Genomic DNA, 10,524 nt, shown 5'->3' with positions numbered 1-10,524 from the left:
CTGCTTGGTGCGGTAGCTCACGCCGGCGTTGAACAGGGTCACGCCGGGGATAAAGGCCTGGTTCTGTACGTTCACCGCGCGGGCGCCGGTGTAGTAGGCGCCGGTGTTGATCGCCAGGCCCGCCACGGCCGCCAACTGGTGCTCCAGGAACACGCTGGCGGCCATCTCCGGCGCGTTCTCCGGGCGCAGGCCGATCTGCTTGGGGTCGGCGGCGGCGCGCTGCTTGGCATCCAGCAGCATGGCGGTGGTGTAGAGCGCGGTGCGCGGCAGGATCTCGCCGGCCAGCGATAGCTCCAGACCGCGGTAGCGCACCCGGCCGTCCAGGGCGTAGACGTTCTGGGCGTTGGTGTAGGCCTGGGCGCGGTCGATGTCGAACAGCGCGGCGGCAAACTGCCAGTTGGCGTAGTCGCCCTTGATGCCGAGCTCGCGCTGGCGGCTTACCGCCGGGTCGAGCACGTCGCCGGCATTGCTGGCGGTGGTCGGGGCGGTACCGCCTTCTTCCAGGCCCTCGATATAGCTGGCGTAGACATTGAGCTTGGGTTGCAGCGACCAGATCACGCCCAGCGAGGGCGAGGTATCGCGAGTGGCGTAGACGGTATCGCGGCCGGTGGCGCCATTGGTGGCGCGGTTCTCGTAGTCGCTGTAGCGCAGGCCGGCCAGCAGCTGCACGTCGCGGGGCAGGCGCACCCGGTCGAGCAGGTAGACGCCCTGGTCGGTAATGGTCGACGGGTTGTAGGCGGTGGGCGCCGGGACGGCCCGCAGCGGGATATCGCGCGGGGTGTAGAGGTTCTGGCCAAAGGTCAGGCTGGTGCCTGCCGGGCCGGCCTGGTAGCGCTCGTTGCGGGTGTAGCCGGCGGTCAGCTCGTGGCTCAGCGGGCCGGTGTCCACAAGGCCGGCCAGCTCCAGGCGCAGGTTATCGTTGCTGTACTTTTGGCCCGGCGAGAGGTTCACCAGCATGCTGCCCTCGCCAGTAGCGAGGTTGTAGTTCTGGAACTGGCTGGTCACGCGGTCGCGGCGGGTCTCGGCGCGGCCCAGCTCCAGCGTGGCGGCCCAGTGCTCGTTGATGGTCAAATCGGTGCGCAGCAGGGCGTGGGTGGCGCGGGCGTCGGTGCGCTGCCAGGCGGCGTTGGTGTAGGCCACGTCCGGGTCCGGCACGGCCGGCAGGGTGATCTTGCCGTTCACCGCCGCCAGGGTGGCAATGGACATGGGCTCGGGGATGTCCTTGCGGATGTGCTCCAGGTCGAGCTTGAAGCTCAGCGCCTCGTTCACCCGCCAGTCCAGCGCGGCGGAGGCGAACCGGCGATCGCCACGCTGGCCGGGCGCACCCAGCTCCACGTCGCCGTCAGAGAGATTGATGCGGGCGCCAAATTGATCGTTCTCGCCAAACCGGCGGGCCACATCGCCATGCACGTTCCAGCTGCCCTTGCTGTCGGTGCGCAGCTCCAGCGCCGTTACCGGGCTGCGGCCGGCGCGGTTGGTCACCATGTTCACAATGCCAGATGGCGAGACAAAGCCGTAATAGAGCGCCGACACACCCTTGAGCGCCTCTACCCGCGCCTTGTTCTCCAGCGGCATCTCGATCAGGTTGATCACCGGCAGGGCACCGTTCAGGCGGTAGTTGGCGCGGTTCTCGGCGGCAATGCCGCGGATAGAGAGGTTGTCGTAGGCGGCGCCGCCGAGCTGCACCCGGTTCACCCCGGCGGTGTTCTTGAGCGCGTCGAAGAGCGTGGTGGCGCCCTGGGCATCCAGCAGCTCGCGGGTTACCACCTGCACCGTCAGCGGGGTATCGAGCGCGGTCTGGTCGCGGAAGGCGCCCAGCTGTACCACGTCGGTGGTGAAGGCTTTGTCGCGGCTGCCCACCACGCTGATGGCACTGAGCCGGTCGACGGCCTCATCGGCCAGTACGCCGCTGGCGCACAGTGCGAGCAGTAGGGGTTTGAGCAGAAAGCGGGGCTGCGGGGTCATGGTGTACTCGTCAAAGAAGTTTGGGGGAGCAGGCGTTGGCGCGATCGGGTCTTGGCGGCGACGCGGCGTTTGCGCAGCCACATCAAGAGGCCGGTGACCGAGATCACGGCGACCGCCAAACCAGAGAGAAAGATCAGCACCCGGCCAGGCAGTCCCAGCGCCTGGCCGGTGTGGAGCGGGAACTGCCAAGCCATCAGCCGGTCTGCGGCGCTGCCCTGGGCGTAGCTGTTGCGGGCCAGCAGGCGACCGTCGTCGGCATCCACCAGCACCTGCTCATAGCTCACCGCCAGGGCGCGCTCGCCCTGGCCTTCGGCCTCCAGCGCCACGCGGTAGGCGTGGTATTCCGGCTGGTACTGCACATAGCGCAGCTGGTGGCCCTGGCCGGCCTGGCCCAGAGCGGTAAAGGCGGCGGCCACGGCGGCATCGTGGTCCAGCCGCACCGGCCCGCTGGCCTTGCGCTTGGGCAGCTGCTCCAAGAGCGGTGTGGTCGGGCGGGATACGACGGAGATGGCCGGTACGAACAGCTCCTTGCGCAGATTGAAGTACACCGCGCTGAAGGCCAGCATGATGCACAGCAGCCAGGCCCATAGCCCACCGGCGCGGTGCAGGTCCATCTCCAGCCGGGCCGGGCTGGCCCCGCGCTTGATCAGCCAGGCCTGCCGCCAGCGCGACCAGAAGGGCAGGCTGCGCGGCAGGCTGAGGTAAAGACCGCTCACGCTGTGCAAGAGCCAGACCAGCGCCACGCCGCCGGTAATCCACTTGCCCAGCGGCGGCTCGATCAAGAGCTGCTGGTGCAGGCGGAACAGCATGGGCACCAGGTGCACGCGGTCCAGTCGGACGGCGCCTTCCTTGCGGGTACCCAAGAGGCGGCCGTCGTAGGGGTCGACAAAGGCTTCGTTCACCGCCAGCTTGGCCGCTTTGCTGGCAGGTTTGATCCGTACCCGGATCGAGTGCCCAACGCCGCCGTCGAGGTAGATCTGCTCCACCCGCGCCCCCGGTACCTGCCGGGTTACGGCATCGGCCAGTTGCGTCAGGCTCAGCCGGGGTGTGGCGCGCGTGGGGGCATCGAATAGTTCAGGGTTCAGCGCGGCGTCCAGTTCGTGGCGGAATACCAGTGCGGTGCCGGTCAGGCTGGCAATAATCAGGAACGCCACCAGTAGCAAGCCAAAATAGCGATGCAGCCAGGCCACGGTAGGGCGGATCAAGGAAGTGCGCATGGTTGGGGGCGATGCGTAGTGCCGAAATGGAAGATGGTTGATTTTGATAATTATATTGAGAATCATTATTAACTATAATCTGTGGAAACCCCTTATCGGCGTGGCGGCGCGACAACCGGGCGTGGAGTTCTGCTAGGGTAGGAGGCTGCAGCGGCCCTATGCCGCTTATCTATGGATTGAGACCTTCATGCTGCTCCGCCCCCTTGCCTTGCTCACGCCGGCCTTGCTTGCCGCCTGCGCTTCTACCCCGCACGTAGATCCCATCGAGGGGCCGATGGTCAGCATCCTGGTGGTGGATAAGACCGCCGGCAGCCGGCGCGATGCGATCACCGTGCGCTACGGCTATGCCGACTGCAATCTTCTGATCGGCAAGGATTGCTATGTCAGCGAGATCTACACCGGCCGCAAGGACGGCATCACCCCGTTGCTGCGCAAGGTGCCAGCGGCGGACAACCGGCCGGCCATGCTCTCGACCATGATCACGGTGGGCGACAGGCATTGCGACTACCACTACAAGTTCCGCCCGGTACCGGGCAGCACCTACCAGATCGAGGCGGCCACCGAGTTCAGCGGCATCTTCCCCGTCTCTTCGGTGCAATGTTCGGTGCGGTTTCTGGACATCACCAAGCCGGACGAGCCCAAGCCGGTGGAGCAACTGGCCTGCTTGCCGCCGCTATGTCGCTAACGGCGGCATGGTCTACAGGTCGACAAGCTATTCGCTAGGGGGTGTGGCTTAGGGATTGGCCTGCAACTTCTCCGTCAGCTCCGCCTGCATCTCCGCAATCCGACGGCGTTTCTCTTCGGCCTTGGCGATCTGCTCCGGCGTAATGCCGCCCTCGGCCCGGGCGCGGGCAATGTCGCGGTCCAGTTGCGGCAGCAGGCCATCGGCCGCCTTCACATAGGCGCTATAGACGCGCCTTTCCTGCCGCTCGCTGTACTGCTGGTAGCGGGCCGGGTCGTCCAGTTCTGCTTGGGTAGGCGGCTCGCGGTCTTCGCCGTGCCTGGGGGCCATGGGTGGGGCGCGGTCGTCGCCGTGCTCGCGGGCCTCGGCCATGCTGAGGACGGCGGGCAGGCGCTGGTCCACCACCGGTTGACCAGGGGCGGCGGCCACCGCCGCGGGTACGTCGCCGGGCTTGGGCGGCCAGGCTTCGTCCCGCTGCGGCGCACCGGCCTGGCTGGGGGTAGTGGCAGCAGGCAGGCTGAGTGTGGGCGTAGGGCTGGGCCAGCTGTACCAGGCGGCCATGCCGCCCAGCACGATCAAGCCAGCAGCGAGTAGCGGGAGTTGGGGTTTCATGGCTTCACTCCAGCTTGTCTACGCTGTGCACACCCAGCACGCTGGCGTTCAGCTCGATATCCGCCTCGCGGTACAACTGCTCGCGCAGGGCCTTGAATTCCGCCACCGCCTTGCGGCGGGCCAGCGTCTGGCTGGCGGTGTAGCGCACGGCTTCACTATCGAGCGGCTGTAGGCCTTCCTGCCGCTCGTTGACCAGTACGATCTGCCAGCCGGCGGTGGCGCCGCTGGTGTCGGGCTCGCGTACCGGCCGGCTGGGCTTGCCCAGCGGCAGGGCAAAGGCCAGCTCATACAGCCAGGGGGCGTGGCCATCCTGCGGTTGCAGCCAACCCAGCTCGCCGCCCTGGGCGGCATCTTCGGCAGTGGAGGTGCTACGGGCTACCTCCGCAAATGGCTCACCGGCCTGCAGGCGCGCGTAGGCGTTGCGGCAGGCAGCTTCGTCGGCGCAGCGTATGTGCTGGGCGCGGGCCTGCTTGAGCTGGCGGAATTCGCTGGGGTTCTGCTGGTAGTAGTCGCGTATCTCGTCCGCGGTGACCGCCGCCGCCAGCCTTTGGATATTGGCGCTGGCGTAGTGCATATCGGCTTCCACCCCCAGCACCTGCAGGAGCGCACCGCGCCGGTCGCGGTCGGCCATGGCCTGCCTCAGCAGCTGCAAGTCAGATTCAGTCAGGCCGCTGTCGTGGCGGGCCCAGCTCAATACATAGCGGCCGGCCAGGAGCTGCATGGCCTGCTGCGCCATAAAGCTCGCGTCACCGCCGGCCAGCATGGTCTTGCCCTGTATGTTCTGCCGCTGCCAGACGTCGGCCAGGCTGATCTGGCCGGTATCGCCACCGGGGAAGCGATATCGCAGCAGGGCGATGTCGCGCGCGGCAGCAAGCTGGCTGGGCGCCAGCTCGGCAGTGAGCTGCAGGCCGGTGGCTGGTGGGAAGACCAACTCCAGGGCATCGCGGCTGGGGGCGTCGCGGCGGGTGACCAGCTTGTCCAGGCCGCCAGCCTTGGCCAGGGCGGCATCCAGCGGCTGCTTGTAGCTGCGGCGCAGCGTGGCGATCAGTTGGTCTTCCTCCGCTACCTCGCGGCTATAGGCCACCCCGGTATTGGGGAAGAGCGTTGCCTCGTCGTAGTGCTTGCGGGCGTAATCGCCCAGCAGGCGGTTATCGATCACTGAGGCAAGTACCTTGTTCAGCGGGGTGCGCATGTCGCGGTAGGCCGATGCCGCGTGCAACGCACGCAGGCCAGCCAGGGGGATGGGGTCGCCGTCTATGCGTGCGGCGAGCTTGGTGTCGGTCAGGCCACTGCGGCTGCTGGCGCCGGCGATCAGGCTGGCGGCCAGCAGGAGCAACAGGGCCAGCCGTTGGAGAACGGCCCGGCCCATGCTTACAAGCGCTCTGCAGCGCGGTTGAGGATATGCACCACCATGGCAATGGCGTGCGGCACCACGACCTTGCCCACAGTGCGGCGGGTGGTCTGGTCGGTGGCCGACAGCACGGCCCCACCTTGCGAGTAGGAGATATCACCACCACGGGTCAGTAGCGGGCGGATATCGGTGGCGTCCTTGGCCAGCGGGGTAAAGTCCGCCAGGGCGGCCTTCACCAGTGCCGGGTCGTTGAGTTTCTCGCTGTCGTAGTAGTCCTTCACCCAACTTTCCCAGCTCGAATGGTTGAGCGCCGAGGTGGTCCAGGTGTGGTGTGGCTGCAAGAGGTCGGTGCTATGCAGCGCAAAGCCCAGCGATTGCGCGGTCGGGCGGGAGAGGAATTGCTGCCACCAGTACTGCGCCAGGTTGTCGATGGGCTGGAAGGGCATGGTCTCGAAGTCGGCGTACATCGAGGGAGTCGAGTAGCCACCCAGGCGGTAGTTGGCCTCGGTAATGCCGTAGCTGTTGTACTTGGAATTGTCGCCAAACCAGCCCTTCATGCCGCCCTTACCGTCATCGAGGTAGTCGCCGTACAGCCAGGTGGCGGCCAGATTGTCGATATCGCCCCAGACGGTGAGCTTGTGGTAGTTGTAGCCGCCCAGCTTGTTGCCGTGCACGTCCGGCCCGCCGGTGTGGTTCTGGAAGTGCTGGTAGCTGGTGTAGTTGACGATGCTGGAACCGAGGCCCCAGACCGGTGCCAGCTGGCAGTCGCCGGTGGTGGCGCCACACAGATAGGTGTCGGCAAAGTCGTCCACGTCATAGGCACCCTGGCCCAGCGCGGCGGCGAACTGCTCGACGGTGTAGCCGGCACGGGTGGCTCCGGCCTGCAGCTTGGCAAAGTTGGTGGTGCTGGGGTTGGCCTGCATAAAGGCCACCGCATCGAGCACGATACGGCGGTGGGTTTCTTGCTGGAAAGCGTGGACCGGGGCGGCGAGACAGCAAACGACAGCCGCGCTGGCCATAAGGCGAGCGAGTTTCATTGCGGTGTTTCTCCTCTGGTTCTCTTTTGGGCCGGGTTGGCCCGGAACGTGGATTCTCCTGACCGAGTGTGGCGGGCTAGTTACAAATCAATGAATTAACAGCCAAGCACGCGGTAGCTAGAGTGCAATCAGCAAAGTACGCGGCCTGCCATAAAGCAAGGTGCGACTGGGGGTGTTGCAAATCGGCCCCACTTGCCGCGGCGTATACTGCCGGCCGGTCTATTCATTCCTGCACCATGCAAAACCTGCTCACGCAATGGCTGGCTTTCTCCTGGCTGGAGAGTGCCGGCTTTGTGCTTACCCTGGCCGGCATTGCGCTGGCCGCTCGCAATGTCGTGCTTACCTGGCCGCTGCAGATGCTGGCGGGGGTGATCTATGTGGTGCTGTTCTGCCAGTACCAGCTGTTTGGCGAGGCAGCCCTCAACGGGCTCTATGTACTGCTGGCTGCTTATGGCTGGCGGGCTTGGCGGCGTAGTGGCGAGGTACCGGTCTTGCCCATCAGCCGCATGGGGCGTGGCGAGCTGGTGCTGTTCTGGGGTGTGGGCGTGCTGGGCACGTTGCTGGTGGCGCAGCTGCAGCTGCATTTCCTGCCTACCGCCTTGCCCTGGCTGGATTCGGCGGTATTCGTCTTCGGCGTGCTGGCGCAGTGGCTGCAGGCGCGCCGCAAGCTATGGAACTGGCCGGTCTGGATCGTGCTCGACCTCCTGGCTGCCGGTATCTACTTCTATAAGGCACTTAGCCTGACCGGCCTGCTCTACCTGCTGCTGGCCGCGCTGGCCGCCTACGGCTGGTGGGATTGGCGGCGATTGATGCGAGGGCAGGGCGGTGCGTAAGCTCGCCATCGTCGGGGCCGAGTCTTCCGGCAAGACCACCCTGGCACGTGACTTGGCCCAGGCGCTAGCTGCGCCCTGGCTGCCGGAATACGCCCGCGACTATCTGGCCGGCCGCAGTGCAGGCGACTACCGCCTGGACGACGTGATTGCCATTGCCGAAGGGCAGCGCGCGGGCGAGGCGCTGCCCGCACGCTGGCAAGGACCGACCCACGGCGATTGGCTGGTGTGCGATACCAATGCCCTGGTCTGCAAAGTCTGGGCCGAGGTGCGCTTTGGCCATTGCCCGCCTGCCATCGCCGCAGCCTGGCCGGCGGCCGACTATGCCTTGCATGTCTTGCCCACGCCCGACATGCCCTGGCAGCCAGACCCATTGCGCGAACACCCGCAAGCGCGCGAGATGCTGTTTGAACGCTACCGCGCCACCTTGCTGGCGGCAGGCGTGCCCTACCTGATCGTTGCGGGCAGCCCGCAGGCGCGGGTGGCAGCGGTCCTGGCGGCGCTGCCTTGAGCCAGCGGGTATTGACCAGATGGTAGCGAGCGGGGTGTGACTACGTAGTTACCACTACTTGACGCCTGGTACGTTCGTTCAAGTATTATCGGCAGCAATCGCAACACAGGTTTCCTCCTCCTCTGGCCGCCGCAATACGGGCGGCCGTTTTTTTCGCCACAGCCTGGGCGGCGAAGCAGGACAAGGCCCTCCCTCGTACCGTACATTGCTGTCTGGAGCCTGCGCGGCTCTGCCTGCAACTATCCTTCGAGCGATGCCGAACCGCGATCACCCCTCTCTCTCCGCCGGCTACGATGCCGTGCCACCGGCCGGGGCCTACCGCCAGCAACGCCTGGGGACCGACCTTTATCTCAGGGCGCTCGATGGCCCGGTGTTCTATTTCCTGGGTTGGTTGCTTATCTGCCTGACCGGCGCTTATGGCAATCTGGCTTTGGTCTGGCTGCCCGGTGTGCTGTTCCTGGCGCTGTGGGTACTCCGCCGCCGCAATATCTTGCCCGAGCCAGCCACGACGCCCGCCCTTGCCGCCTGGCGTCGGCGCCAGTGGCTGTTGATCCATGCCGGCTGCGTGTTGTGGAGCGTGGTCTTCTGGCGGGTGTGCGAGCTGGAGGCGGCGCAGACCACCACCCTGTTGATCGCGGTGATCTGTACCGTGGCTTACGGTACCGCCGCCAGCTCCGCCTTCTCGCTGGATGATCGCCAGTGCCTTATCACCATACTGCTGCTGTTCCTGCCGGCGGTGGTGGGCTTGGCCTTGCTGCCGGGGCTGCGCGCCATTGCGGTCACGCTGGGCATCTATCTGCTTTATCTGCTGGCCAGCCTGCGCCGTTCGGCGCGGGAATACGACGCCCATATCGCAGCCGAGTACGCCTTGCTCACCAGCCGGGCGGAAGTGGAGAAGCTAACTCGCGAAGACAGCCTGACCGGCCTTGCCAACCGGCGTGAATATGAGCTGCAGTTCCGCCAGCTATGGCACCGTGCGGCACGCCAGCAGAGCCGGGTCGCCATGATCGTGTTGGATCTGGATCACTTCAAGCGGGTGAACGACGACTACGGGCACGCGGTGGGTGACGCTTGCCTGCAGCATTTTGCCAAGCAGCTGCGGCAGGGTTTTCGCCGGGCTGGCGATCATCTGGTGCGCTATGGCGGCGAGGAGTTCGTGGTGCTCTTGAGCGACTGCGAGGTGGCCATGGCCCTGCAACTGGCCGAGGACTTCCAGCGCCAATTGCACGAGCAGCCTTACCAGGATGACGAGCGCAGCATCGTGCTGACCGCCAGCATGGGGGTGGGCGGCGTACGCTGGGCCGAGGATGCCAACCCCGCCGATACCTTCAGCCGGGTAGACCGTGCCTGCTACGAAGCCAAGCGCCAGGGGCGTGACCGCATCGTGCTGGCGGACAGTGCTTGGACCCCGATTGAGCCCAACATTGCCGCCGCCGACTAACGGTAGTCGCCTTCAGATTCAGATAAGGAATCAGGACTAGGCTACGCCCATCAACTGTTTCCTCCTCCTCTGGCCGCCGCGATTCGGGTGGCCGTTTTTTTGGCCGGCCTTCAGGCCGTAGGCGCCGTGAGCAAGGCGGGGGTCAGGCTTTCCTGACGAATTCCGACTTCAGCTGCATGGCACCGATGCCGTCGATCTTGCAGTCGATATCATGGTCGCCTTCGACCAGACGGATGCCTTTGACCTTGGTGCCCACCTTGACCACCAGGGACGAGCCCTTGACCTTGAGGTCTTTGATCACCACCACGGCATCGCCATCCTGCAGCACATTGCCATTGGCGTCGCGCACCACCCGCGCCGCCTCCGGGGCCTCGATGGCGGCCTCGGGTGACCATTCGTGCGCGCACTCCGGGCAGACCAACAGGGCGCCGTCCTGGTAGGTGTAGGCGGATTGGCATTGCGGGCAGGGCGGCAGCGATGACATGGATAGGCTTGGCAGAGCGGGCGGTTAAATAGATATGGATGCTGCAGATACGACAAAGCCCGGCACTTGCGTACCGGGCTTTGTGTATTGCTGGTGCCCATGGGCAGAATTGAACTGCCGACCTCTCCCTTACCAAGGGAGTGCTCTACCCCTGAGCTACATGGGCTTCCATCTGGCTGAGAGCCTTGCCGCACGGGCAGGGATCTAGTCTGATCGAACAAACGGCCTTCATTGCTGAAGGCCGTTCGAAATACTGGTGGCCAGTCGCGGAATCGAACCACGGACACGCGGATTTTCAATCCGCTGCTCTACCAACTGAGCTAACTGGCCTCGTGAGGAGGGCGCATTAAACAGGAATCCCGAGTGAGCGTCAAGCGCCCTTGCGGCAAGTTTT

Annotated in this window: 10 protein-coding genes and 2 tRNA genes; 4 read left to right on the top strand and 8 right to left on the bottom strand. The window is 65.5% G+C overall.

The genetic code is table 11. The features are described 5' to 3' along the window. Together VIM95_RS19520 and VIM95_RS19515 are read right to left on the bottom strand one after the other, a co-directional pair. Window positions 1-1,965, bottom strand: a 1,965-nt coding sequence (locus VIM95_RS19520; protein WP_331989080.1) for a TonB-dependent receptor, incomplete at its 3' end; no start/stop codon positions are given. Continuing rightward, window positions 1,962-3,119: a PepSY-associated TM helix domain-containing protein gene (locus VIM95_RS19515; protein WP_414648552.1), complete on the bottom strand. Its 1,158-nt coding sequence runs from the start codon at window positions 3,117-3,119 to the stop codon at window positions 1,962-1,964. The genes VIM95_RS19515 and VIM95_RS19520, both read right to left, overlap by 4 nt. A gap of 250 nt (window positions 3,120-3,369) precedes the next feature. On the opposite strand from VIM95_RS19515, the gene VIM95_RS19510 reads away from it, so the two are divergent. Continuing rightward, window positions 3,370-3,867 (top strand): hypothetical protein, encoded by a 498-nt coding sequence (locus VIM95_RS19510; protein ID WP_331989078.1) that lies wholly within the window; start codon window positions 3,370-3,372, stop codon window positions 3,865-3,867. Window positions 3,868-3,915: 48 nt separating this feature from the next. Here VIM95_RS19510 and VIM95_RS19505 read toward each other — a convergent pair whose 3' ends face one another. The 3 genes from VIM95_RS19505 to VIM95_RS19495 are packed head-to-tail and all read right to left on the bottom strand — an operon-like array spanning window position 3,916 to window position 6,864. Continuing rightward, window positions 3,916-4,476: a hypothetical protein gene (locus tag VIM95_RS19505; protein WP_331989076.1), complete on the bottom strand. Its 561-nt coding sequence runs from the start codon at window positions 4,474-4,476 to the stop codon at window positions 3,916-3,918. A 4-nt stretch (window positions 4,477-4,480) separates the two neighbouring features. Next, on the bottom strand, window positions 4,481-5,845 hold the full coding sequence (locus tag VIM95_RS19500; RefSeq protein ID WP_331989074.1) for a peptidylprolyl isomerase: 1,365 nt from the start codon (window positions 5,843-5,845) through the stop codon (window positions 4,481-4,483). Between the two features lie 2 nt (window positions 5,846-5,847). Next, window positions 5,848-6,864: a hypothetical protein gene (locus tag VIM95_RS19495; RefSeq protein ID WP_331989072.1), complete on the bottom strand. Its 1,017-nt coding sequence runs from the start codon at window positions 6,862-6,864 to the stop codon at window positions 5,848-5,850. Between the two features lie 236 nt (window positions 6,865-7,100). Here VIM95_RS19495 and VIM95_RS19490 point away from each other — a divergent pair, with 236 nt between their 5' ends. From VIM95_RS19490 to VIM95_RS19480, 3 genes are all read left to right on the top strand, one after another. Next, window positions 7,101-7,697, top strand: coding sequence for a nicotinamide mononucleotide transporter family protein (locus VIM95_RS19490; RefSeq protein ID WP_331989070.1), 597 nt, complete (start codon window positions 7,101-7,103; stop codon window positions 7,695-7,697). Beyond that, window positions 7,690-8,205: an ATP-binding protein gene (locus tag VIM95_RS19485; RefSeq protein WP_331989068.1), complete on the top strand. Its 516-nt coding sequence runs from the start codon at window positions 7,690-7,692 to the stop codon at window positions 8,203-8,205. Before VIM95_RS19490 ends, VIM95_RS19485 begins: the two co-directional genes overlap by 8 nt. 253 nt (window positions 8,206-8,458) lie before the next feature. After that, window positions 8,459-9,646 carry a GGDEF domain-containing protein gene (locus tag VIM95_RS19480; RefSeq protein ID WP_331989066.1) on the top strand — a complete coding sequence of 396 codons (1,188 nt, stop codon included), beginning with the start codon at window positions 8,459-8,461 and terminating at the stop codon, window positions 9,644-9,646. A 142-nt stretch (window positions 9,647-9,788) separates the two neighbouring features. Here VIM95_RS19480 and VIM95_RS19475 read toward each other — a convergent pair whose 3' ends face one another. From VIM95_RS19475 to VIM95_RS19465, 3 genes are all read right to left on the bottom strand, one after another. Next, entirely contained in the window at window positions 9,789-10,130 is a 342-nt protein-coding gene (locus VIM95_RS19475; protein WP_331989064.1) for a zinc ribbon domain-containing protein YjdM, read from the bottom strand. A gap of 91 nt (window positions 10,131-10,221) precedes the next feature. After that, window positions 10,222-10,296, bottom strand: a tRNA-Thr gene (locus tag VIM95_RS19470). 88 nt (window positions 10,297-10,384) lie between these two features. Beyond that, window positions 10,385-10,460 (bottom strand) — tRNA-Phe (locus tag VIM95_RS19465). Between the last annotated feature and the right edge of the window lie 64 nt (window positions 10,461-10,524).

Origin of the sequence: Chitinimonas sp. (genome assembly GCF_036568685.1) — a bacterium.
Lineage (GTDB): Bacteria > Pseudomonadota > Gammaproteobacteria > Burkholderiales > Chitinimonadaceae > Chitinimonas.
The sequence above is the reverse complement of the archived record's forward strand: the minus strand, read 5'-3'. Positions and strand labels throughout refer to the sequence as shown.

What these genes read in the sequence shown, in the direction of transcription:
- VIM95_RS19505 (WP_331989076.1), bottom strand. Translation starts at nt 4,476, where the DNA reads ATGAAACCCCAACTCCCGCTACTCGCTGCTGGCTTGATCGTGCTGGGC.
- VIM95_RS19475 (WP_331989064.1), bottom strand. Translation starts at nt 10,130, where the DNA reads ATGTCATCGCTGCCGCCCTGCCCGCAATGCCAATCCGCCTACACCTAC.
- VIM95_RS19490 (WP_331989070.1), top strand. Translation starts at nt 7,101, where the DNA reads ATGCAAAACCTGCTCACGCAATGGCTGGCTTTCTCCTGGCTGGAGAGT.
- VIM95_RS19500 (WP_331989074.1), bottom strand. Translation starts at nt 5,845, where the DNA reads ATGGGCCGGGCCGTTCTCCAACGGCTGGCCCTGTTGCTCCTGCTGGCC.
- VIM95_RS19480 (WP_331989066.1), top strand. Translation starts at nt 8,459, where the DNA reads ATGCCGAACCGCGATCACCCCTCTCTCTCCGCCGGCTACGATGCCGTG.
- VIM95_RS19495 (WP_331989072.1), bottom strand. Translation starts at nt 6,864, where the DNA reads ATGAAACTCGCTCGCCTTATGGCCAGCGCGGCTGTCGTTTGCTGTCTC.
- VIM95_RS19510 (WP_331989078.1), top strand. Translation starts at nt 3,370, where the DNA reads ATGCTGCTCCGCCCCCTTGCCTTGCTCACGCCGGCCTTGCTTGCCGCC.